Origin of the sequence: Streptomyces sp. CT34 (assembly GCF_000805335.1) — a bacterium.
Taxonomy (GTDB): Bacteria; Actinomycetota; Actinomycetes; order Streptomycetales; family Streptomycetaceae; genus Streptomyces.
The window spans coordinates 4,508,962-4,532,193 of the sequence record NZ_KN708638.1 but is presented as its reverse complement, the minus strand read 5'-3'; the positions used below and the strand labels follow the sequence as shown (position 1 = coordinate 4,532,193).

General features: G+C 72.3%; 21 protein-coding genes. 12 read left to right on the top strand and 9 right to left on the bottom strand.

Translation table 11 applies throughout. The annotated features are described in order from the left end of the window. Positions 1 to 120 precede the first annotated feature (120 nt). The 6 genes from RZ84_RS19810 (at position 121) to RZ84_RS41420 (ending at position 8,067) form a co-directional block, all read left to right on the top strand. Positions 121 to 2,466, top strand: a complete 2,346-nt coding sequence (locus tag RZ84_RS19810) for a bifunctional SulP family inorganic anion transporter/carbonic anhydrase (protein WP_043265416.1) — start codon at positions 121 to 123, stop codon at positions 2,464 to 2,466. 184 nt (positions 2,467 to 2,650) lie between these two features. After that, on the top strand, positions 2,651 to 4,618 hold the full coding sequence (gene acs / locus RZ84_RS19805) for an acetate--CoA ligase (RefSeq protein ID WP_043265415.1): 1,968 nt from the start codon (positions 2,651 to 2,653) through the stop codon (positions 4,616 to 4,618). Between the two features lie 295 nt (positions 4,619 to 4,913). Next, on the top strand, positions 4,914 to 6,266 hold the full coding sequence (gene nhaA, locus RZ84_RS19800) for a Na+/H+ antiporter NhaA (RefSeq protein ID WP_241778076.1): 1,353 nt from the start codon (positions 4,914 to 4,916) through the stop codon (positions 6,264 to 6,266). Between the two features lie 44 nt (positions 6,267 to 6,310). Beyond that, positions 6,311 to 6,763 (top strand): phage holin family protein, encoded by a 453-nt coding sequence (locus tag RZ84_RS19795; RefSeq protein WP_043265413.1) that lies wholly within the window; start codon positions 6,311 to 6,313, stop codon positions 6,761 to 6,763. A 2-nt stretch (positions 6,764 to 6,765) separates the two neighbouring features. Next, positions 6,766 to 7,704, top strand: a complete 939-nt coding sequence (locus RZ84_RS19790; RefSeq protein ID WP_043265412.1) for an alpha/beta fold hydrolase — start codon at positions 6,766 to 6,768, stop codon at positions 7,702 to 7,704. A 165-nt stretch (positions 7,705 to 7,869) separates the two neighbouring features. Beyond that, positions 7,870 to 8,067, top strand: coding sequence for a hypothetical protein (locus RZ84_RS41420; RefSeq protein ID WP_078893990.1), 198 nt, complete (start codon positions 7,870 to 7,872; stop codon positions 8,065 to 8,067). 87 nt (positions 8,068 to 8,154) lie between these two features. Here the strand turns inward: RZ84_RS41420 and RZ84_RS19785 are convergent, their stop codons facing one another. The 3 genes from RZ84_RS19785 to nth all read right to left on the bottom strand — a co-directional run bounded on the left by RZ84_RS19785 (position 8,155) and on the right by nth (position 11,165). Beyond that, complete coding sequence (locus RZ84_RS19785; protein WP_043265411.1) at positions 8,155 to 9,354, bottom strand: MarP family serine protease; 1,200 nt, start codon at positions 9,352 to 9,354, stop codon at positions 8,155 to 8,157. Between the two features lie 13 nt (positions 9,355 to 9,367). After that, positions 9,368 to 10,090 carry an NUDIX hydrolase gene (locus RZ84_RS19780; RefSeq protein WP_043265410.1) on the bottom strand — a complete coding sequence of 241 codons (723 nt, stop codon included), beginning with the start codon at positions 10,088 to 10,090 and terminating at the stop codon, positions 9,368 to 9,370. A gap of 97 nt (positions 10,091 to 10,187) precedes the next feature. Then, positions 10,188 to 11,165 carry an endonuclease III gene (nth, locus tag RZ84_RS19775; protein ID WP_043265409.1) on the bottom strand — a complete coding sequence of 326 codons (978 nt, stop codon included), beginning with the start codon at positions 11,163 to 11,165 and terminating at the stop codon, positions 10,188 to 10,190. A 383-nt stretch (positions 11,166 to 11,548) separates the two neighbouring features. Between nth and RZ84_RS19770 the strand changes: the two genes are divergently transcribed. Then, a complete protein-coding gene (locus RZ84_RS19770) occupies positions 11,549 to 12,223 on the top strand; it encodes a Crp/Fnr family transcriptional regulator (protein WP_006604164.1) in 675 nt (224 codons plus the stop codon). Between the two features lie 114 nt (positions 12,224 to 12,337). Next, positions 12,338 to 13,171 carry a nucleotidyltransferase domain-containing protein gene (locus RZ84_RS19765; protein ID WP_043265408.1) on the top strand — a complete coding sequence of 278 codons (834 nt, stop codon included), beginning with the start codon at positions 12,338 to 12,340 and terminating at the stop codon, positions 13,169 to 13,171. A 301-nt stretch (positions 13,172 to 13,472) separates the two neighbouring features. Here RZ84_RS19765 and RZ84_RS19760 read toward each other — a convergent pair whose 3' ends face one another. From RZ84_RS19760 to RZ84_RS38205, 4 genes are all read right to left on the bottom strand, one after another. Next, positions 13,473 to 14,303 carry an MBL fold metallo-hydrolase gene (locus RZ84_RS19760; RefSeq protein ID WP_043265407.1) on the bottom strand — a complete coding sequence of 277 codons (831 nt, stop codon included), beginning with the start codon at positions 14,301 to 14,303 and terminating at the stop codon, positions 13,473 to 13,475. Continuing rightward, a complete protein-coding gene (locus RZ84_RS19755) occupies positions 14,300 to 15,214 on the bottom strand; it encodes an NUDIX hydrolase (protein ID WP_043265406.1) in 915 nt (304 codons plus the stop codon). The genes RZ84_RS19760 and RZ84_RS19755 overlap by 4 nt, the downstream gene beginning before the upstream one ends. Before the next feature lie 127 nt (positions 15,215 to 15,341). Next, a complete protein-coding gene (locus tag RZ84_RS19750) occupies positions 15,342 to 15,806 on the bottom strand; it encodes a RidA family protein (RefSeq protein ID WP_043265405.1) in 465 nt (154 codons plus the stop codon). Then, positions 15,803 to 15,961, bottom strand: coding sequence for a DUF4177 domain-containing protein (locus tag RZ84_RS38205; RefSeq protein WP_003967454.1), 159 nt, complete (start codon positions 15,959 to 15,961; stop codon positions 15,803 to 15,805). The genes RZ84_RS19750 and RZ84_RS38205 overlap by 4 nt, the downstream gene beginning before the upstream one ends. Positions 15,962 to 16,170: 209 nt before the next feature. Here RZ84_RS38205 and RZ84_RS19745 point away from each other — a divergent pair, with 209 nt between their 5' ends. Beyond that, positions 16,171 to 17,148, top strand: a complete 978-nt coding sequence (locus RZ84_RS19745; RefSeq protein WP_043265404.1) for an ATPase BagA — start codon at positions 16,171 to 16,173, stop codon at positions 17,146 to 17,148. Then, entirely contained in the window at positions 17,145 to 18,557 is a 1,413-nt protein-coding gene (locus RZ84_RS19740; protein ID WP_043265403.1) for an ATPase BagB, read from the top strand. Before RZ84_RS19745 ends, RZ84_RS19740 begins: the two co-directional genes overlap by 4 nt. A 61-nt stretch (positions 18,558 to 18,618) precedes the next feature. Here the strand turns inward: RZ84_RS19740 and RZ84_RS19735 are convergent, their stop codons facing one another. Next, a complete protein-coding gene (locus tag RZ84_RS19735) occupies positions 18,619 to 18,963 on the bottom strand; it encodes a WhiB family transcriptional regulator (RefSeq protein ID WP_043265402.1) in 345 nt (114 codons plus the stop codon). 380 nt (positions 18,964 to 19,343) lie between these two features. Here RZ84_RS19735 and RZ84_RS19730 point away from each other — a divergent pair, with 380 nt between their 5' ends. Further along, positions 19,344 to 21,539: a transglycosylase domain-containing protein gene (locus RZ84_RS19730; protein WP_043265401.1), complete on the top strand. Its 2,196-nt coding sequence runs from the start codon at positions 19,344 to 19,346 to the stop codon at positions 21,537 to 21,539. 150 nt (positions 21,540 to 21,689) lie between these two features. Here the strand turns inward: RZ84_RS19730 and RZ84_RS19725 are convergent, their stop codons facing one another. Beyond that, positions 21,690 to 22,154, bottom strand: a complete 465-nt coding sequence (locus RZ84_RS19725; protein WP_043265400.1) for a GatB/YqeY domain-containing protein — start codon at positions 22,152 to 22,154, stop codon at positions 21,690 to 21,692. A 146-nt stretch (positions 22,155 to 22,300) separates the two neighbouring features. Here RZ84_RS19725 and RZ84_RS19720 point away from each other — a divergent pair, with 146 nt between their 5' ends. Continuing rightward, entirely contained in the window at positions 22,301 to 23,227 is a 927-nt protein-coding gene (locus RZ84_RS19720; protein ID WP_043265399.1) for a metallophosphoesterase, read from the top strand. The last annotated feature ends 5 nt before the right edge of the window (positions 23,228 to 23,232 follow it).

Below are 23,232 nucleotides of genomic sequence, written 5' to 3'. Positions count from 1 at the left end.
TTGAGAGTCACCGGCACGTTGCCCATCGCGACGTCCGCCGGCCGGCTCGCGTCCCGCCGCAGTACACCGCCGCCCCACGCCCGCACCCCGCGCGGGCGCGCCGCCCCGGAGGAGACGGGAATGTCGCAGATCCAGAAGTCGCCGCAGCCGCCACGGACCGAGCTCCCTCCCGGGCCCGGTACGCCCGCCGTGCCCGGCCCCCGCCGCCGAGAAGGAGCCCGGTGCGCGGCCTGGCGCGGCGACATCTCCGCCTCCGTCGTCGTCTTCCTGCTCGCCGTCCCGCTGTCGCTGGGCATCGCCCTGGCCACCGGTGCCCCGCTCCAGGCCGGCCTGGTCGCCGCGGCGGTCGGCGGGATCGTCGCGGGCCTGCTCGGCGGCGCCCCGCTCCAGGTGAGCGGCGCGGCCACCGGCCTCCTGGTGGTCACCGCCGACCTCGTCCAGCGCTACGGCTGGCGCGCCACCTGCGCGATCACGGTCCTGGCCGGCCTCGCCCAACTCGCCCTGGGGGCAGTACGGGTGGCCCGCGCCGCCCTGGCGGTCAGCCCGGCGATCGTGCGCGGCATGCTCGCCGGTATCGGCGTCACCATCGCCGTCGGACAGCTCCATGTGGTGCTCGGCGGCGGCCCGGACGGCTCGGCCGTCGACAACGCCGTGGCGCTGCCCGGCCAGTTGACGCATCCGCATGCCGCCGCGCTCGCCATCGGCGCCGTCACGGTCGCCGTACTGGCCGGCTGGCCGCGGCTGCCGGGACGCGTCGGGCGCTGGGCGCGGCTGCTGCCGGCCCCTCTGGCCGCGGTGCTGGCCGCGACCGCGGTCGCCGCGGCGACGGTGCCTGGGGGTACCCCCGGCGGTAGCTGGGGGAGTGTCCAACTGCCGTCCTGGCGGCTGCCCGAGCTGCCGGTGCTGCCGGACGCGTCCGTGGCGGCCGTCGCCGCAGCGGTCCTGACCGTCACCCTCGTCGCCAGTACGGAGTCGCTGCTGTCCGCGGCGGCCGTGGACCGGCTCGCCACCGAACGGCCCGGGGCCCCGGCGGCACGGCCGCAGCTCAACCGCGAGCTGGCCGGCCAGGGGGTGGCCAACATCGTCTCCGGGCTGGTGGGCGGGCTGCCCGTCTCCGGGGGCGCGATCGGCGGTTCGGCGAACGTGCGGGCCGGTGCGGCCACCCGCCGGGCGACCGTGCTGCACGGCGTCTGGGTGCTGCTGTGCGCGGGCCTGCTGGCCGGGGTGCTGGAGCTGATCCCGCTGACCGCGCTCGCCGCGTTGGTGATGGTCGCCGGCGTACGGATGGTGGGTTTCGCGCACCTCCGGCATGTCCAGCGGCACCGCGAATTCCCGGTGTACGCCGCCACGTTGGGCGCGGTGGTGCTCCTCGGTGTGCTCCAGGGCGTACTGACCGGCATCGCCGTCGGGGTCTTCCTGGCGCTGCGCCGGCTGACCCGCACCCGGGTCGCGGTGACGGAGGAGGACGGCGGCCACCGGGTGCGCGTCAGCGGGCAGTTGACGTTCCTGGCGGTGCCGCGGCTGACCCGGGCGCTGGCCCTGGTGCCACCGGGCGCCCACGCCGCCGTCGAGCTGTGCGGCTCGTTCATGGACCACACCGCCTACGAGGCGCTCCAGTCCTGGTCGGCCACCCATCGGGCGAGCGGCGGCCGGGTGAGCCTCGGGGGCCACTCGGGCCGCCCGGTCGCCGAGCCGGCCGGCGCACACGCCTGCCACCCGTGGACGCCCTGGCGCAACCACCACTGCACCCGGCCCGCCCCGGACCGTGCGACGCCCCACGAGAGCAGCGGCAGCCAACTGCTGGGCGGTATCAGCGCGTTCCAGCGGCACACCGCACCGCTGGTGCGCGAGGAGCTGGCCCGGCTGGCCAGGGAGGGGCAGCGGCCCACCCAGCTCTTCCTGACCTGCGCCGACTCCCGACTGGTGACGAGCATGATCACGTCGAGCGGTCCGGGCGACCTGTTCACCGTCCGCAACATCGGCAATCTGGTGCCGCCGCCCGGCTCGGACGCCTCCTGCGACTCGGTGGGCGCGGCGATCGAGTACGCGGTCGACGTGCTGCGGGTCGGCTCGATCACCGTCTGCGGGCATTCGGGGTGCGGCGCCATGGCGGCACTGCTCGGCTCCCCGGCGGAGCCGGCCGCGGCGACCCCGCTGGCCCGCTGGCTGCGGCACGGCCGCCCGAGCCTGGCCCGTATGGCGCGCATCGGGCGGCTGGGCAGGGGCGAAGTCGCCCTCGGCGAACGGCCGGTGGCCGACGACCAGGAGCGGCTGGCGCTGGTCAACGTCCGCCAGCAGCTCGACCACCTCAGGGCGCATCCGTCCGTCGCCCGCCGGATGGCGGAGGGCTCGCTCACGCTGCACGGCATGTATTTCCACGTCGCCGAGGCCCAGGCGTATGTGCTCGACGAGCCCAGCGGGTGGTTCCACGCGGTCCACGCCGATGCGCGGATGGCCCGGGTCTGACCCGTAGGACGGCCCGGCGGACGCCCCGTCGCGCCGGGGTGCACACGCCGCCCCCGAGTGACGCTGTACCAGGCGCGTCGTTAGTGCCAGGATCGATGGGGGTTGACCAACCTCCGCTTGATCATTGAGCATTTGGCCTACCGGCCTATTGGTCTACACCACTGCGTCCTCGGGAGCCGTCGACATGGACAAGCGTCCTTCCATCTCCAACATGCTCAAGGAGGAGCGGCGGTTCGCGCCGCCCGCCGACCTGGCCGCGCACGCCAACGTCACAGCCACCGCGTACGACGAGGCCGCGGCGGACCGGCCCGGCTTCTGGGCCACCCAGGCCAAGCGCCTGACCTGGGCGACCGAGCCGACCGAGACCCTTGACTGGTCCAACCCACCGTTCGCCAAGTGGTTCGCCGACGGCAAACTCAACGTCGCCTACAACTGCGTGGACCGCCATGTGGAGAACGGCCTGGGCGACCGGGTCGCGATCCACTTCGAGGGCGAGCCGGGCGACACCCGCACGATCACCTACGCCGAGCTCCGGCGCGAGGTGTGCAAGGCCGCCAACGCGCTGACCGCCCTGGGAGTGCGCAGCGGCGACCGGGTCGCCATCTACCTGCCGATGATCCCGGAGGCGGTGGTCGCCATGCTGGCCTGCGCGCGGCTGGGCGCCCCGCACTCCGTCGTCTTCGGCGGCTTCTCCGCGGACGCGCTGGCCACCCGTATCCAGGACGCCGACGCCCGGGTGGTGATCACCGCCGACGGCGGCTACCGCCGCGGCAAGCCGTCCGCCCTCAAGCCGGCCGTCGACGAGGCGCTGAGCCGGCCCGGTACGGAGGACGTCCGCAGCGTCCTGGTCGTGCGCCGTACGGGACAGCAGGACATCGGCTGGACCGACGGACGGGACGTGTGGTGGCACGAGTTCGTCGACCGGCAGAGCGACCGGCACACCCCCGAGGCGTTCGACGCCGAGCACCCGCTGTTCATCCTCTACACCTCCGGGACGACGGGTAAGCCCAAGGGCATCCTGCACACCACCGGCGGCTACCTGACCCAGGTCGCGTACACCCACCACGCGGTCTTCGACCTCAAGCCGGAGACCGACGTCTACTGGTGCACCGCCGACGTCGGCTGGGTGACCGGCCACTCGTACATCACCTACGGACCGCTCGCCAACGGCGCGACCGAGGTGCTCTACGAGGGCACTCCGGACAGCCCGCACCAGGGCCGCTGGTGGGAGATCGTCCAGAAGTACGGCGTGACGATCCTGTACACCGCGCCCACCGCGATCCGTGCCTGCATGAAGTGGGGCGACGACATCCCGGCGAAGTTCGACCTGTCCTCGCTGCGCGTCCTGGGGTCGGTCGGCGAGCCGATCAACCCCGAGGCGTGGATGTGGTACCGCAAGCACATCGGGGCGGACACGGCACCGATCGTGGACACCTGGTGGCAGACCGAGACCGGGGCGATGATGCTCAGCCCGCTGCCGGGCGTGACGGACACCAAGCCCGGCTCGGCGCAGCTGCCGCTGCCCGGTATCGCCGCGACGGTCGTCGACGACGACGCCAACGAGGTCCCGGACGGATCCGGCGGCTACCTCGTGCTGACCGAGCCGTGGCCGGCGATGCTGCGCACCATCTGGGGCGACGACCAGCGCTACCTGGACACGTACTGGTCCCGCTTCCCCGGCAAGTACTTCGCCGGGGACGGCGCGAAGAAGGACGAGGACGGCGACATCTGGCTGCTCGGCCGGGTGGACGACGTGATGCTGGTGTCCGGCCACAACATCTCCACCACCGAGGTGGAGTCCGCGCTGGTCGCGCACCCGAAGGTGGCCGAGGCCGCGGTGGTCGGCGCCACCGACCCGCAGACCACCCAGGCCATCTGCGCCTTCGTCATCCTGCGCGGCGGCGCGGCGGAGGACGCGGGCCTGGTCGACGAGCTGCGCGCACACGTCGCCCGGCAACTCGGGCCGATCGCCAAGCCCAAGCGGATCCTGCCGGTCGCGGAGCTGCCCAAGACCCGCTCCGGCAAGATCATGCGGCGGCTGCTGCGCGATGTCGCCGAGAACCGCGACCTCGGCGACGTCACCACGCTCACCGACTCCTCCGTCATGGACCTGATCCAGGCGAAGCTGCCGAGCGCGGCAAGCGAGGACTGAGCTGTCCGAGCTGCCTCCCTGCCTTCACGGAGGGGGCACCGGCCGTCGCGGCCGGTGCCCCCTCCGGCGTTTGTGGGCCACCGCCCCCGGCAGCCCGCCCGAAATACCCGTAAAGTTAACCCCACGCCCTCACCCCTTGCACCCGGCCGGTAAAGTGGGCACCGCGTCAATGACGCGCTAAGAAACTCTGGGTGCGCCGGGAAGTCTGGTCGGCAACTGCTACTGCCGTTCACAGCTGCCGGAGGTCAACCGCGTGACTGCGCCCAGCAACCGCCGCTCCATATTCCTCGGCCGGATGCCGCTGCCCGAGCGGAACTTCATCGCCGACGCGCTGCGCGCCGAGACCGTGGGCGGGGTCCTGCTCCTCGTGGCCGCCGTGGCGGCGCTCATCTGGGCCAACACCCTCGGCGGCAGCTACGAGGCGGTCCGCGGCCTGCACATCGGCCCGGCCTCGCTCGGCCTGGACCTCTCGCTCCAGCACTGGGCCGCCAACGGACTGCTCGCGGTCTTCTTCTTCGTCGCCGGCATCGAGCTCAAGCGCGAACTGGTCGCCGGCGAACTGCGCGACCCCAAGGCCGCCGCCCTCCCCGTCATCGCCGCCATCTGCGGCATGGCCACGCCCGCCGTCGTCTACTTCACCGTCAACGTCATCGGCGGCGGCTCCCTCAAGGGCTGGGCGGTCCCCACCGCCACCGACATCGCCTTCGCGCTCGCCGTCCTCGCCGTCATCGGCACGTCCCTGCCGTCCGCGCTGCGCGCCTTCCTGCTCACCCTCGCCGTCGTCGACGACCTCTTCGCGATACTGATCATCGCGATCTTCTTCACCTCGAAGATCAATTTCCTGGCGCTCGGCTTCGCCGCCGTCGGCCTGGTGATCTTCTACCTGCTGCTACGCAAGGGCATCCGCGGCTGGTACGTCTACGTCCCGCTCGCCGTGGTGATCTGGGCCCTGATGGAGAACAGCGGGGTGCACGCCACCATCGCCGGCGTCGCCATGGGCCTGATGCTGCGCTGCCACCGCCGCGACGGCGAGACGCAGTCGCCCGGTGAGCACATCGAGCACCTGGTGCGCCCGCTGTCGGCCGGCCTCGCGGTGCCGCTCTTCGCGCTGTTCTCCGCCGGGGTGTCGATATCCGGCGGCGCGGTCCACGACGTCTTCACCCGGCCCGAGACGCTGGGTGTGGTGCTCGGCCTGATCGTGGGCAAGGCGCTCGGGATATTCGGCGGTACGTGGTGCACCGCCCGCTTCACCAAGGCCGAACTCAACCCCGACCTCAGATGGCCGGACGTCTTCGCCGTCGCTTCCCTGGCCGGCATCGGCTTCACCGTCTCCCTGCTCATCGGCGAGCTGGCCTTCGCCAAGAACCCGGCACTGGCCGACGAGATCAAGGCATCGGTCCTGATCGGCTCGCTGCTCGCGGCCCTCCTCGCCGGCATCCTCCTCAAGATCCGCAACAACAAGTACCGCCGCCTCTGCGAAGAGGAGGAGCGCGACGAGGACCAGGACGGCATCCCCGACATCTACGAACTCGACAAGCCGGAGTACCACCTGCGGATGGCCCAGATCCTCGAAGCCAAGGCCGCGGAGCACCGGCGTCTGGCCGAAGTGGCCTCCGGCGCCCGCGCCGTGGACGATGGTCCGGCATGATCTGAGAGGCTTTGCATCCAGGTGAAGAGAAGAGGGAGACGGCGATGAGCGCAGCCGACGACAGTGCGGAACGCGGCCTCGGGCAGCTGGTGGCCACGGCGACCGCCGAGATGTCCGCGCTGGTGCACGACGAGATCGCACTGGCCAAGGCCGAGCTGCGGCAGGACGCCAAGCGGGCGGGCATCGGCAGCGCCGCGTTCGTCGTGGCGGGCGCGCTGGCGCTGTTCGCGCTGCCGGTACTGAGCTTCGCGGCGGCGTACGGCATCCACAACCTGGGGCTCGGCCTCGCCTGGTCGTTCCTGATCGTGGGCGGCGCCTTCCTGGCCATCGCCGCACTGCTGATCCTCATCGCGCTGGCCAAGCTCAAGAAGATCAAGAAGCCGGAGAAGTCGATCGCCTCCGCCAAGGAGACCGCGGCCGTCCTCCAGAAGGCGAAGCCGCACCCCCGCGAAGAGCTCCCGGACCACCCGGTCCTGGAGACTGTGACACGCTCGTAGTCATGACAGCCCCTGACAGCACCGCCTCGGTCGTGCAGCTCGACGTCCCCGGTGAGCGCGAGGTGACGCACCGGGACGTCGCGGCCAACGGCGCGCGCTTCCACATCGCCGAGATGGGCGACGGCCCGCTGGTGCTACTGCTGCACGGCTTCCCGCAGTTCTGGTGGACCTGGCGGCACCAGCTCCCGGTGCTGGCCGACGCGGGGTTCCGCGCGGTCGCCATGGACCTGCGCGGCGTCGGCGGCAGCGACCGCACCCCGCGCGGCTACGACCCGGCCAACCTCGCGCTCGACATCACCGGCGTCATCCGCTCGCTCGGCGAGCCGGACGCCGCGCTCGTCGGCCACGACCTGGGCGGTTACCTGGCCTGGACGGCCGCGGTGATGCGGCCCAAGCTGGTGCGCCGGCTCGCGGTGGCGTCGATGCCGCACCCACGGCGGTGGCGCGCCGCGATGCTCGCCGACGTCCGGCAGAGCGCGCGCAGCTCGCACATCTGGAGCTTCCAGCGGCCCTGGCTGCCGGAGCGCCGGCTGCTGGCCGACGACGCGGCGCTGGTCGGCCGGATGATCCGCGACTGGTCCGGCCCCCGGCTCCCGGAGGACGAGACGGTCGCGGTCTACCAGCGGGCGATGAGCATCCCGTCGACCGCGCACTGCTCGATCGAGCCGTACCGCTGGATGGTCCGCTCGCTGGCCCGCCCCGACGGCATCCAGTTCAACCGCCGGATGAAACTGCCCGTACGGGTCCCGACCCTGCATCTGCACGGCTCGCTGGACCCGGTGATGCGCACCCGCAGCGCCGCCGGATCCGGCGAATACGTGGAAGCCCCCTACCGCTGGCGGCTCTTCGACGGCCTCGGGCACTGGCCCCACGAGGAGGACCCGGCGGCCTTCTCCACGGAGCTGGTCAACTGGCTCAAGGACCCGGAGCCGGACCGCTGACGGAGCCCGCCGGGTCCGCCGGGCGAACGCCGGGAACCGCTGAGCGAACACCCCGCCGGAGCGCCGCGAACGTTCGTCTGACGAACAGCCAATTGCCTCGCGCATAGGCCGATTGGCCCCCTCCGAGGCGGTTACGGACCATGGGCCACGGGCAGAGTCGAAGGTATGGGCTGGACGCACGACTACCGTGACGTGGCACGCAACCGCCGCAGCAGTGCCGCTGCAGTGGGCACTCAGGACAGGGGCGCCCCGGACCTCAGGTCAGGTCCGTCCCCCGACCCGGCGCACCCGATGGGCATCCCGCGCATCCTGCGCCGCAGAGCACGCTGGATGAGCGCGCGGCTGCGGCATCCCCGCAGCTGACCCGCGCCGGCGCGCGCCGCGCGAGCGCCGCCCGCAGCGGGCCGCGCCCCGTCCCCACCGGATCGGTTCGCGGCCCCGGCCCCGGCCTCAGATCGCGCAGCCCTCCGTGTCGACCTGCCGGGTCGCCCGACGCCCCTTGGCGATGTCCTGGCGGACCTCGTCGGCCGTCAGCGCGTAGCCGGTGTGCGAGTCGTCCAGCGACTTCGCGAAGACCACGCCGTAGACCTCGCCCTTCGTGGTGAGCAGCGGGCCGCCGGAGTTGCCCTGCCGGACCGTGGCGTAGAGGGAGTAGACATCGCGGCCGATCGTGCCGCGGTGGTAGATGTCCGGGCCGTTGGCCTGGATACGTCCGCGGATCCGGGCCGGGCGGACGTCGTAGGAGCCGTTCTCCGGGAAGCCGGCGACGATGGCGTTGTTGCCGGTGGCGGCGTCCTTCGTGGCGAACTTCAGCTCCGGGGCACGCAGATGCGGAACGTCCAGAACGGCGATGTCGCGCTCCCAGTCGTAGAGCACGACCTTGGCGTTCAGCGGCAGCCCCTCGCCGCCCACCTGGACCTTGGGATCGCTGACCCCGCCGACGACATGGGCGTTGGTCATCACCCGGTGCGGCGCGAACACGAAGCCGCTGCCCTCCAGGACCTTGCCGCAGCTGGGCGCCTTGCCGACGATCTTGACGATGCTGTGCTTGGCGTCCGCCGCCACCGGGCCGTTGGCCAGCTGCGGGTCGGGCGCCGGGACGGAGGTGATCGGCTCGTTGGAGAACGGCGTGAAGACCTGCGGGAAGCCGTTCTGCGCGAGCGCCGAGGAGAAGTCCGCGAACCAGGTGCTGGCCTGCGGCGGCATGACCCGGGAGACACCCAGCAGCACCTTGGAGTTGCGGACCTCCTTGCTGAGCGTCGGCAGGGACGTCCCGGCGAGGGCGGAGCCGATCAGCCAGGCGACCAGCAGCATCGCCAGGACGTTGACCAGCGCGCCGCCGGTCGCGTCCAGCGCCCGCGCCGGTGTCCACGTGATGTGGCGGCGGAGTTTGTTGCCGAGGTGGGTGGTGAGCGCCTGGCCCACGGACGCGCAGACGATCACGATGGCGACCGCCGCGATGGCCGCGAAGGTACCGGGTTTGGCGTCGCCGGTGACCTCGTTCCAGATCACGGGCAGCAGATACACCGCGATCAGACCGCCCCCGAGGAAGCCGATCACGGACAGGATGCCGACGACGAAGCCTTGCCGGTATCCGACGATCGCGAACCACACAGCCGCGATCAGCAGCAGAATGTCCAGGACGTTCACGCCGGACACCGTCTCACGAGCGCCAGTCGAGCGGGACCTGCTTGTCGCGGTCCCATGCAATCTCCCAGCCCGCGTAGTGCAGGATCCGGTCGATCACTCCGGCGGTAAAACCCCAGACCAGGGCGTTCTCGACAAGAAACGCCGGGCCGATGTGGCCGCTGGGGTGGCGCGTGGTGACCCGATGCGCCGGATCCGTGAGATCCGCCACGGGAACCGTGAAGACCCGCGCGGTCTCCGCCCGGTCCACCACACCCACCGGGCTCGGCGTGCGCCACCAGCCCAGGACGGGCGTCACGACGAAGCCGCTGACCGGGATGTAGAGCCGCGGCAGCACCCCGAAGACCTGGACCCCGGACGGATCGAGGCCGGTCTCCTCCTGGGCCTCCCGCAGCGCCGCCCGCACCGGGCCGGGCCCCTCCGGGTCGCCGTCCTCCGGGTCGAGCGCGCCGCCGGGGAAGGAGGGCTGGCCCGCATGGGAGCGCAGGGTGCCGGCCCGCTCCATCAGGAGCACCTCCGGCCCTCGGGCGCCGTGGCCGAAGAGGACCAGCACGGCGGACTGCCGGCCGCCGTCCTCCGGCGGCAGGAAGCGGCTGAGCTGGCGCGGCTCCATCGTGGCCGCCGCACGGGCCACCGGGACCAGCCACTCGGGCAGGCCCTCGACAGTGACCGTGGCCTCCCGGCCGGCCGCCGCGCGGGCCGCTGCCGACTCGCCGTACTGCTCCCGTGCACTCGTCACACGCGCCCCCTCAGGCATCGCGTCGATGGTCGGTGTCCCCTCGTGAAGCGGACCCCGCGGTCCCTGCGGTCATGGCGCTCGGTCATGGCACGCGCCGTTACGCGCTCGCCAGCGGGGGCGCGGGCTGCCCCGGATAGCCGGCCGGCGGCTTCAGCCGCTGTCCCGGCTGGCCGCCCAGCTCGTACTTGAGCAGCTTCTTCGCCTTGTCCGGGTCCGTCTCCCCCTCGCCGTACGCGGGGCACAGCGGGGCGACGGGGCAGGCCCCGCAGGCGGGCTTGCGGGAGTGGCAGACGCGGCGGCCGTGGAAGATCAGGCGGTGCGACAGCATCGTCCACTCGCTCTTGGGGAAGATCGCGGCGACATCGGCCTCGACCTTCTCCGCGTCCTGCGCGGTCGTCCAGCCGAACCGGCGCGCCAGTCGGCCGAAGTGCGTGTCGACGGTGATCCCGGGAACGCCGAAGGCATTGCCGAGCACCACATTGGCGGTCTTGCGGCCGACCCCCGGGAGCGTGACGAGATCCTCCAGGCGGCCCGGGACCTCGCCGCCGAAGCGGTCGCGCAGCGCGGTGGAGAGTCCGATCAGGGACTTCGCCTTGGCACGGAAGAAGCCGGTCGGGCGGATCAGCTCCTCCAGCTCCTCCGGGGCGATCGCGGCCATGTCCTCGGGCGTCGGGCAGACGGCGAACAGCCTCGGGGTGGTCTGGTTGACCCTCAGGTCGGTGGTCTGCGCGGAGAGCACCGTCGCGACCAGCAACTCGAAGGGGTTGGTGAAGTCCAGCTCCGGATGGGCGTACGGATACAGCTCGGCCAGCTCGCGGTTGATCCGGCGGGCCCGCCGCACCATCGCCACCCGCGACTCCGGCTTGCGCGCGGCGGCCTTCCCGGCCGGGGCCGCGGCGCCCGCGGCCTTCCTCGCCGCCGTCTTCTTGGCGGGCGCCGCAGCCTTCTTCGCCGCAGCCTTCTTGGCGGGCGCCGCGGCCGACGCCGCGGCCTTCTTCGTGGGCGCCTTCTCGGCCGCGGCCTGCTTCGCGCCGGCCTTCCTGGCCGCTGCCGACTTCGCGGGGGATTCCTTCACGACCGTCTCCTTCGCCTCGGGTTGCGACGCGCCGGACCGGCGCTCCGCCGGCCTACGCCCGGTCGTCACCCTGGAGGGCGATTTGTTACTTTTATCTGTATTCAAGACGCCTGTGGGCCGGTGTTCGCCCACAGCGGAATCGCGTCCTGGGCTCACTCCGTCGGCCCCCCAGTCCTCTGCTCTCACCGGCGTATTGGACACTCGGCCAGACTAAGGCCACCCACTGACATCCGACCCGATCACCAGGATTCGTGACCCCAATCGGCCCCCTGCCGTATGGCTTGGGCCACGGGTCCGGCAAACTTGTGATTGATCGCACTGTTTTGCATTCCGGCATGATGGGGACCACAGTCCCCCGGAGCATGTCGACAAGGAGAGATCTCGTGGACGACGTTCTGCGGCGCGCCCCGCTCTTCGCGGCGCTCGACGACGAGCAGGCGGCCGAGCTGCGCGCCTCGATGGGAGAGGTCACGCTCGCCCGCGGCGACGCCCTGTTCCACGAAGGGGACCCCGGCGACCGCCTCTACGTGGTCACCGAGGGCAAGGTGAAGCTGCACCGCACCTCCCCGGACGGTCGGGAGAACATGCTCGCCGTGCTCGGCCCCGGTGAGCTGATCGGTGAGCTCTCGCTCTTCGACCCGGGCCCGCGTACGGCCACCGCCTCCGCCCTCACGGAGGTCAAGCTGCTCGGCCTGGGCCACGGCGACCTCCAGCCCTGGCTCAACGCCCGCCCCGAGGTGGCCACCGCTCTGCTGCGCGCGGTCGCCCGGCGGCTGCGCAAGACCAACGACCAGATGTCCGACCTGGTCTTCTCGGACGTGCCGGGCCGCGTGGCGCGCGCCCTGCTCGACCTGTCGCGCCGCTTCGGCGTGCAGTCCGAGGAAGGCATCCATGTCGTGCACGACCTGACGCAGGAGGAGCTGGCCCAGCTGGTCGGCGCCTCCCGGGAGACCGTCAACAAGGCGCTCGCGGACTTCGCGGGCCGCGGCTGGCTGCGCCTGGAGGCGCGCGCCGTGATCCTGCTGGACGTCGAGCGGCTGGCCAAGCGCTCGCGCTGACGCCTCCCGTCCACGCCACCACACCAAGGGCCCCGCTCCGGCAGGGCCCTTGGCCGTACGCGCGCCGGATAATGCGCTCGCGGCCCGCCGCGCCGCCCCGCCATAGTGGCGGCCATGGATGGCGGCAGGGGCCCCCACGGCCCGGGACTCGACCAGGACGGCTGCTTCGTACGGGAAGGGGACCTGGACCGGGTGCCGGCAGAGTTCGCACCGGTGGTGGCGGAGCTGACCGCGCGGCTGACCGCCCGCTTCCCTCCCGGAAGAGTGGTCAGCAGCTATCTCTACGGCAGCATCCCGCGCGGCACCGCCGTCCCCGGGGTGTCCGACCTCGACGCACTCCTCGTCCTACGGGACGAGCCCGGCGACGCCGATCGGGCCGCCGCCCGTGCCGTCGAGGCGGAACTGGACGCCGCCTTCCCGCAGATCGACGGAGCCGGGATCCTGCTGATCGGGGCGGACCGGCTGCTCGGCGAGCAGGAGCGGTACGACATGGCCTGGTTCGTGGCCTGCCTGTGCACCCCGCTCAGCGGCCCGGACCTGACGGCCGGGCTGCCCCGCTACCGCCCCACCTCGCTCCTCGCCCGGGAGACCAACGGCGACCTCTTCCGCCGGCTGCCCGGCCTGCGCGAACGGGCCGCCGCGGTCGCGTCCGAGGAGGAACGCGCCCGGCTGACCCGTGGGGTGGCCCGGAACCTGGTACGGACCGGGTTCACCCTGGTGATGCCGCGCTGGGGCGGTTGGACCAGCGACCTCACCGAGTCCGCTGAGGTGTTCGGCCGCTACTACCCGGCGCACGCCGAGCAGATGCGCGCCGCGGCACGCGCCGCCCGGACGCCCGCCGCGTACCCGGGGCTGCTGACCGAGCTGCTCTCCGGACTCGCCCCCTGGCTCGCGGAGGAGTACCTGGCCGTCCACGGTGCGAAGACCCCCCGCCCGCAGGCGCCCTGACGCGGCCTCCGCCCCGGGCTCACGCCCCGAGGCGAACGAAACGGGAGGCTGCGGGCCCGCAGGCTGCCCCCGGACACCACGCCCAGGTCCTGTCGTCACACTCCCGTCGTCCGCCCGAAGGGCGGGCCGGGCGGCGTCCGGTGCGTGCTCTCGGCGTGCCGGGCGACGGCCCCTGTACTTGGCGTACTGGGGTCGTTGCCAGGTGCGGCGAAGGGGGTCCCCCGCCCGAGCCATGCGAAGGCGGTTCGGGCGGGGGCGCGTCCGGGGCGCCGCCCAGCAGGCGGGAGTGTGACGACAGGACCTAGATCAGCCCGTGCTCGTCCAGGTAGTCCAGCTGGGCCCGCACCGACAGCTCGGCGGCCGGCCACAGGGAGCGGTCGACGTCCGCGTACACGCTCGCCACGACCTCGGCGGGGGTACGGTGGCCGGCCTCGACCGCGGTCTCCACCTGGGCGAGCCGGTGGGCCCGGTGCGCCAGGTAGAACTCCACCGCGCCCTGGGCGTCGTTCAGCACCGGCCCGTGGCCCGGCAGGACCGTGGAGACGCCGTCGTCGACGGTGAGGGAGCGCAGCCGGCGCAGCGAGTCCAGGTAGTCGCCCAGCCGGCCGTCGGGGTGCGCGACCACGGTGGTGCCGCGCCCCAGGATCGTGTCGCCCGTCAGGACCGCGCCGTCGGCGGGCAGATGGAAGGAGAGCGAGTCCGCGGTGTGCCCCGGGGTGGGCACCACCCGCAGCTCCAGGCCCCCGGTGGTGATGACATCGCCCGCTTCGAGCCCCTCGTCCCCCAGGCGCAGCGCCGGGTCCAGCGCCCGTACGGAGCTGCCGGTCAGCTCGGCGAAGCGCGCGGCCCCGTCGGCGTGATCGGGGTGCCCGTGGGTGAGCAGGGTCAGCGCGACGCGCTGCCCGGCCCGTTCGGCGGTGTCGATGACGGCGCGCAGGTGCCCCTCGTCGAGCGGCCCGGGGTCGATGACGACGGCGAGGCCGGAGTCCGGCTCGGCGACGATCCAGGTGTTGGTGCCGTCCAGCGTCATCGCGGACGGGTTCGGGGCCAGGACGCAGTACGCGCGCGCGGTGGCCCGGCCCGAGACGACTCCGCCGCGGGGCTGGCCCGGGAGGGCGGCTGCTTCGGTCATGCGGGGGTTCCTCCCGAGGGGCCGTTGGTGGATGACGGCCCGTCGTCCGTCGTCGCGATGTGCTTGGTGAACTCGTCGTGTCCCGGCCAGCTCAGCACGATCTCGTCACCCGCCAGCCGGGCCTGCGCCAGCACCGGCGTCAGGTCCTGCGCCGCCGCCGCGGCCAGCGCGTCCGCGGCGGCGGCGTACGGCTGGAGCGAGCGCAGCGTGGAGATGGTCGGCGGCATCATCAGCAGCTCGCCGCAGTCGTAGCCGGCGGCGGCCTCCCCGGGCCGGATCCACACCGTGCGGTCCGCCTCCGTGGACGCGTTCCGGGTGTGCTGGCCCTCCGGGAGCACGGCGACGAAGAAGAACGTGTCGTAGCGGCGCGGTTCGAACTCCGGGGTGATCCAGCGCGCCCAGGCGGCCAGCAGGTCGGACCGCAGGACCAGCCCGCGGCGCCCCAGGAACTCGGCGAACGACAGCTCGTGGGCGACCAGCGCCGCGCGGTCCGCCTCCCAGTCCTCGCCGGTGGTGTCCGCGACGACCGTGGTGGCCGAGTCCCCGGCGAGCAGCACGCCCGCCTCCTCGAAGGTCTCGCGCACCGCGGCGCACACGATGGCCTGTGCGGTGGCCGGCTCGACGCCCAGCCGCACCGCCCATTCGGCGCGCGAGGGCCCCGCCCACTCCACGGGGCGCTCGTCACGCGGATCGACGGAGCCGCCCGGATAGGCGTACGCGCCTCCGGCGAAGGCCATGGAGGCGCGTCTGCGCAGCATGTGGACGGCGGGGCCGCCGGTACCGGTGTCCCGCAGCAGCAGGACCGTGGCGGCCCTGCGCGGCGCGGGCGGGGTCAGCTCGCCGTTGGCGAGCGCCCGGATGCGGTCCGGCCATTCCGGCGGATACCACTGGCCATTGGTCGTCGACGACATGGCCGGATGCTATGCGCTCGCGCGCGGATGTTCGAGTGCCCCTCGGGGGCGAGGGCGGCATCCGGACGCGAGCGCACCACGGGCGAACCGCCAGGGCCTTTCCGGCCCTGGCCCGCCGGAGCAGGCCCTAGTCGGCGATCTCGACCTGGATCTCCACCTCGACCGGCGCGTCCAGCGGCAGCACCGCCACACCGACCGCGGAACGGGCGTGCACGCCCTTGTCGCCCAGGACCGCGCCGAGCAGCTCGCTGGCGCCGTTGACGACGCCCGGCTGCCCGGTGAAGTCCGGCGCGGAGGCCACGAACCCGACGACCTTCACGACCCGCACGATCTTGTCGAGGTCGCCGATGACGGACTTCACGGCGGCCAGCGCGTTCAGCGCGCAGGTCGCGGCGAGTTCCTTGCCCTGCTCGGGGCCGACCTCGGCACCGACCTTGCCGGTGGCGAGCAGCGCGCCGGCCACCATGGGCAGCTGGCCGGAGGTGTGGACGTACGCGCCGGAGCGCACCGCGGGCTGGTACGTGGCCAGCGGAGGCACCACCTCCGGCAGCTTCAGGCCCAGCGACGCGATCTTGTCCTCTACGCCGCTCACGCCTTCTCCCGCTTCAGGTAGGCCACCAACTGCTCGGGGTTGTTCGGGCCGGGCACGACCTGGACCAGCTCCCAGCCGTCCTCGCCCCAGGTGTCCAGAATCTGCTTGGTCGCGTGCACGAGCAGCGGCACGGTTGCGTATTCCCACTTGGTCATGGGCCGAGCGTAATGCCTGTACCCGGCCGCGACGCCGCCGCCCGACCCCGGCCGCGGCGCCCGCCCGTCCCCGCCCCGCCCCCGGCCCGACCGCGGAGCCCCTAGGGCACATCCCCGACGCCGTCCCCGACAGGCCCGCGGCGGATCTCCGGGTAGTCCCAGGCGTATCCCGTGCGTAGCCGCGACGCGGACTGGTTAGGCTCCTTGGCGTGAGCAGGCTCCATGTCGTCAGCGGCAAGGGCGGCACCGGCAAGACCACGGTCGCCGCTGCCCTCGCCCTCGCCCTGGCCACCGAAGGGCGCCGTACCCTCCTGGTCGAGGTCGAGGGCCGGCAGGGCATTGCCCAGCTGTTCGAGACCGAGGCGCTTCCCTACGAGGAGCGCAAGATCGCGGTGGCCCCGGGCGGCGGGGAGGTGCACGCCCTCGCGATCGACGCCGAGCGCGCCCTCCTGGACTACCTCCAGATGTTCTACAAGCTGGGCAGCGCCGGCCGGGCCCTGAAGAAGCTCGGCGCGATCGACTTCGCCACGACCATCGCGCCCGGCCTGCGGGATGTGCTGCTCACGGGAAAGGCGTGCGAGGCCGTCCGCCGCAAGGACAAGAGCGGCGCGTTCGTCTACGACGCGGTGGTGATGGACGCCCCGCCCACCGGCCGGGTCACCCGGTTCCTGAACGTGAACGACGAGGTCGCCGGCCTGGCGAAGATCGGCCCGATCCACAATCAGGCGCAGGCCGTGATGCGGGTCCTCAAGTCGCCCGAGACCGCGGTGCATCTGGTGACCCTCCTGGAGGAGATGCCCGTCCAGGAGACCGCCGACGGCATCGCCGAGCTGCGCACCGCCGGCATCCCGGTGGGCGGCGTCGTCATCAACATGACCCGGCCCGCCCTGTTGGACAACGGCGACCTCGACATCGCCGCCCGCGGGGCCCGTACGGGCATCGCCAAGGCGCTGTCCCAGGCCGGGCTGGGCGGCGCCCGCCGCGGCGGTCTCGCGGAGCGTCTGATCGACCCCCTGCTGGAGCAGGCGCGCGAGCACGCCGAGCGGGTCGAGCTGGAGCGCGCCGAGTACGCCGAGCTGACCGCGCTCGGCCTGCCCACCTACGAGTTGGGGCTGCTCCCCGAGGGAGTGGACCTCGCCGGGCTCTACGGCCTGGCCAGAGACCTGCGGAGACAGGGGCCCATATGACCTCGGACGACACGACGCTGGACGCCTCGGCCCCGTGGCTGGAGGTCGACGCCGTGATCGACGATCCGCGCACCCGCATCGTGGTGTGCTGCGGCTCGGGCGGCGTCGGCAAGACCACCACCGCCGCGGCGCTGGGCGTGCGCGCCGCCGAGCGCGGCCGGAAGGTCGTGGTGCTCACCATCGACCCGGCCCGGCGGCTGGCACAGTCCATGGGCATCTCGGAGCTCGACAACGTCCCGCGCCGGGTCAAGGGCGTCGACGAGGCCGCGGGCGGCGAACTGCACGCGATGATGCTGGACATGAAGCGCACCTTCGACGAGATCGTCGAGGGCCACGCGGACGCCGAGCGGGCCCGCGCCATCCTGGAGAACCCCTTCTACCAGTCCTTGTCGGCCGGTTTCGCGGGCACCCAGGAGTACATGGCCATGGAGAAGCTCGGCCAGCTCCGCGCGAACGACGAGTGGGACCTGATCGTCGTCGACACCCCGCCGAGCCGTTCCGCGCTGGACTTCCTCGATGCGCCCAAGCGCCTGGGCTCCTTCCTGGACGGCAAGTTCATCCGGATCCTGATGGCGCCCGCGAAGGTCGGTGGCCGGGCCGGCATGAAGTTCCTCAATGTCGGCATGTCGATGATGACCGGCACCCTCAGCAAGCTGATGGGCGGCCAACTCCTCCGCGACGTCCAGACGTTCGTGGCCGCCATGGACACCATGTTCGGCGGCTTCCGCACCCGCGCGGACGCCACCTACCGGCTGCTCCAGGCGCCCGGTACGGCGTTCCTGGTGGTGGCCGCGCCGGAGCGGGACGCGCTGCGCGAGGCGGCGTACTTCGTCGAGCGGCTGGCCGCCGAGCAGATGCCGCTGGCCGGTCTCGTACTGAACCGGGTGCACGGCAGCGGCGCGGCCCAGTTGAGCGCCGAGCGCGCGCTGGCCGCCGCGGAGGCCCTCACGGAGACGCTGGTCGCGGACGGGGACGCGGACGGTGACCCGCCCGCGGATCCGGAAGCCGCGGAAGCCGGCCCGCCCTCCGGCGAGTCCGCCCCCAACTCCCCTCCCGACGACCCGAGTTCCCCGGCCGGCGAAAATCTTGAGCCGGGCGGCATTGTGGATCTCGGCGGCGGGAAGAATGGATCACGTACCGCCGGCGGCCTCTCCCCCGCTGCCGCGGCGGAGCACGCGTCATCACCTTCGGCCTCGGCAGCGCAACTGGCCGCCGGGCTGCTGCGGTTGCACGCGGAACGTATGCAGGTCCTCGCGCGCGAACGGCGCACCCGCGACCGCTTCACCGCGCTGCATCCCGAGGTCCCGGTAGCGGAGATCGCGGCGCTGCCCGGTGACGTCCACGACCTCGCGGGCCTGCGTGCGATCGGCGACCGCCTGGCCCTGCGGCCCGACGACGCCGACGCCTGACCGCAGCGGCGATCGGCCGCGGCGGTGACGTGCGGACCGCCCGAGCGGTCCGGCGGGCGGCCTATCCGACCGCGGCGTACTCGTCGTCGAACACCTCGTCCTCGCAGTCCACCGGCAGGATGCCGGTGCTGCGCTCGTATTCCGTACGTGCTGTCTCCAACAGGCGGCGCCATGACGTCACGGTCGGGCGGCGGCGCAGCAACGCCCTCCGCTCGCGTTCGGTCATTCCGCCCCACACTCCGAACTCCACCCGGTTGTCCAGGGCATCGGCCAGGCACTCCGTGCGCACCGGACACCCGGTGCACACCGCCTTGGCGCGGTTCTGCGCCGCCCCTTGCACGAACAGTTCATCCGGATCGGTAGTGCGGCACGCTGCCTGTGCACTCCAGTCGGTTACCCAGCCCATGCTGGCGCCGTCCTCTCCCGAATCGAGGCTCCCCCACGGCCCAAACGGCATATTCACCGTTGCCAGTTGAGGACGTTACGGAAGGCAGGGAGGGCGCAACACCCCCTTCGGGCCCAATCTTGAATGGCCCGAACGGACTATGCGTACGCGGCAGATCACCCAACGGAGTGACCGCACGACATACGTCACTTACCTCCCAAGCGGGACACTTCGCTGTGATGGCAAGGGATTTCTGGCACACAGCGGGCATGTGGGGCACAGCCCGAGGGAGGAGTAGGGGTTGACGAACTGCGATGTGGCCGTTCCGCTGTGGCGGATGGGAACAGGCTAAACGAACAGGTGCGCCCCTGTCCGGCGATTGAGAACGTAGGCTGCACCTCATGGCTAAGAAGCGCGTGGGCGGGGGGCGGTCCAGGACCCAGCAGGCCGCCAAGTTCCTCGGTGTCAGCGTCCTCGCCGGAGCGGTACTGGCCGGCATCGCGCTCCCGGCGGCCGGCGCGCTCGGCCTCGCGGCCAAGACCTCCGTCCAGGGCTTCGACGACATCCCGGCCGACCTCAAGACGCCGCCGCTCAGTCAGCGCACCACCATCCTGGACGCCGACGGCGGCGAGATCGCGAAGGTCTACTCCCGCGACCGCACGGTCGTCGGCCTCAAGGACATGTCGCCCTCCATCCAGCAGGCGATCGTCGCGATCGAGGACGCCCGCTTCTACAAGCACGGCGCCGTCGACCTCAAGGGCGTCCTGCGCGCGGTCAACAAGAACGCCCAGTCCGGCAGTGTCGCCCAGGGCGCCTCCACGCTGACCCAGCAGTACGTGAAGAACGTCTTCATCGAGGAGGCCGGCGACGACCCGGACAAGGTCGCGCAGGCCACCCAGCAGACGATCGGCCGCAAGGTCAAGGAGCTGAAGTACGCGATCCAGTTGGAGGAGAAGCTCGGCAAGCGCAAAATTCTCCAGAACTACCTCAACATCACCTTCTTCGGTGAGCAGGCGTACGGCATCGAGGCCGCGGCCCAGCGCTACTTCAGCAAGCACGCCAAGGACCTGAACCTGGAGGAGTCGGCCCTGCTGGCCGGCATCGTGCAGTCGCCGAGCCGCTACGACCCGGTCAACCACCTGCACGAGGCGACCGTGCGCCGCAACACCGTGCTGCGGCGGATGGCCGACCTCAAGGACATCACCCGCGCGCAGGCCGTCGCCGCCGCCGCGAAGCCGATCCAACTGCAGGTCAGCCGCCCGCAGAACGGCTGCATCACCGCCGGCGACGGCGCCGGCTTCTTCTGCGACTACGTCCGCGAGGTGCTGCTCAACGACAAGACGTTCGGCAAGACCCGCGCGATCCGCTCGCAGCGCTGGAACGAGGGCGGGCTGACCATCCGCACCACCCTCGATCCGCAGACCCAGAAGGCGATCCAGGCGTCGCTGAGCAAGCACGTCCACGACGACGACCCGGTGGCCGCCGCCGCGACCGTCGTCGAACCGGGCACCGGCAAGATCCTCGGCATGGGCCAGTCCCGGCCCTACGGCTTCGGCCGGAACCAGACCCAGATCAACCTCTCGGTCAACCACAGCATGGGCGGCGGCGCCGGCTACCAGCCCGGCTCGACCTTCAAGCCGGTGATCGCGGCGGCGGCCCTGGAGCAGGGCACCAGCCCGTACCAGGAGTACCCCTCGCCGTACAAGATGCCGTACCCGAGTCCGGTCCAGACCTGCACCGGCGAGTGGCAGGGCCACGACGTGGCCGAGAACGAGAACCCGCAGGAACACGGCCCGTACGCCATGAAGGAGGCGACCGCGAAGTCGGTCAACACCTACTACGTGCAGCTGATCAGTGACATGGGCGTCTGCCCCGCGGTCAAGATGGCCGAGAAGATGGGAATTCAGCGGGCCGACGGCAGGCCGCTGAAGCAGGTTCCCTCCATGGCCCTCGGCGGCCAGGAGATGTCCCCGCTGACCATGGCCGGGGCGTACGCCACCTTCGCCAACGAGGGCACGTACTGCTCCCCGGTCGCCATCGAGTCGATCACCGACGCCCAGGGCCGGTCGCTGAAGGTCCCGCAGACCAGTTGCCACAGCGCGATGTCCAAGAAGACCGCGGACACGGTCAACGCCCTCCTCAAGGGCGTCGTCGAGGACGGCACCGGCAAGGAGGCCGGACTCAAGGGCCGCGACAGCGCCGGCAAGACCGGTACGACGGACTACCGCTACGCCGCCTGGTTCGTCGGCTACACCCCGAACGCGGCCGGCGCGGTCTGGGTCGGCGACCCGCGGCACCAGCGCCAGATGTACAACATCACCATCGGCGGCGTCTCGCACGACAAGGTCTACGGCGCGGACACCCCCGGCCCCATCTGGCGCGACGCGATGACCGGCGCGCTGGCGGGCCGCCCCGCGCCGGCGCTGCCGATCGCCCCGATCGACGACCCCGGAGGCGGCGACGGCGACAAGAACAAGGGGCAGGACGAGCCCAAGCCCAAGCCGAACCCCGGCCACGGCGGCGACAACAAGCCCGGAGGCGGCTGGCACATTCCGGGCTTCCCCGATATCCTGGGCGGCCTCAACGGAGGCTGGTAACCCACCGGACGGCCCGGCCCTCCTCCGGTACTCCACCACGGCATACAGAAGGGGCGCCCTCATCCCGAGGGCGCCCCTTCCGCTCTTCTCTTCCGTACGGCTCCCGACTCTCGGTCGGCTCTCGGTGGGCTCTCGGTGGGCTCTCCGCTCTCAGCCGGCGAGCAGCTTCTTCACCGCCGCGGCGACCCGGCCACCGTCGGCCCGGCCCGCCACCTGCGGGTTGACGATCTTCATCACGGCGCCCATCGCGCGCGGCCCCTCGGCACCGGCCTCCTTGGCCTCCGCCACCGCCGCGGCGACCAGCCGCTCCAGCTCGTCATCGGTCAGCGGCTTGGGCAGATACCCGGCGAGCACCTCGCCCTCCGCCCGCTCCCGCTCCGCGGCATCGGCCCGGCCGCCCTTGTCGAACGCCTCCGCGGCCTCCCGGCGCTTCTTCGCCTCCCGCGCGATGATCTTCTCGACCTCGCCGTCGGACAGCACACGCGCCTCGGTGCCGGCCACCTCCTCCTTGTGGATGGCGGTCAGCGTGAGCCGGAGGGTGGCGGAACGCAGCTCGTCACGCGCCTTGATCGCGGCGGTGAGGTCGTCCTGGAGCTTGGCCTTGAGCTTGGTCATGCCGTCGAGTATGCCCCCAGCCACCGGCAACCGCCGCGCCTTTCCCCCGCCGCGCCCCCGCACACCGTCCCCCCCCCCCCTCCATCCCCCTTCCCGGCGATCAAGGACCCCTCCCCGCCCCACCGCCACTCTGCGACCATGGACACATGCGCGCGCGATACGGAGTACCCCTGTCCCTGACCGCAGTCGGTGCCGCCGGCCTGGCCTACGCCGCCGGCTTCGAAACCCGCTCCTTCCGCCTGCGGCGCGTCACCGTGCCCGTACTGCCCCGCGGTATGCGGCCGTTGCGCGTCCTCCAGGTCTCCGACATCCACATGGTCAGCGGGCAGCGCAAGAAACAGCGCTGGCTCCAGTCGCTCGCCGGGCTCCGCCCCGACTTCGTCGTCAACACCGGCGACAACCTCTCCGACCCCGAGGCCGTGCCCGAGGCCCTGGACGCCCTCGGCCCCCTGATGGAGTTCCCCGGCGCCTACGTCTTCGGCTCCAACGACTACTACGGCCCCCGGCTGCGCAACCCCGCCCGCTATCTGATCGAGAAGGCCCAGGGCCGGCACGGCCTGAACGGCAACGCGCCCGTCGTCGGCGCCGTCCACAACCCCTGGGAAGACCTGCGCGACGCCTTCGACGCGGCCGGCTGGGTCGGCCTCTCCAACTCCCGCGGGCGCCTCAAGCTGGAGGGCGCCGAGATCGCGCTGACCGGCCTGGACGACCCGCACATCAAGCGCGACCGCTACGCCGAGGTCGCCGGCGGCCCGGAATCCGGCGCCGACCTCTCCCTGGCCATCGTCCACGCCCCGTACCTGCGCTCCCTGGACGCCTTCACCGGCGACGGCTATCCGCTGATCCTCGCCGGCCACACCCACGGCGGCCAGCTCTGCGTCCCCTTCTACGGCGCCCTCGTCACCAACTGCGACATCGACACCCGGCGCGCCAAGGGCCTCTCCAGCCACACCGCCGACGGCCACACCTCCTACCTCCACGTCTCCGCCGGCTGCGGCACCAATCGCTACACCCCCGTCCGCTTCGCCTGCCCCCCGGAAGCCACCCTGCTCACCCTCACCCCCCACGACTGACCACC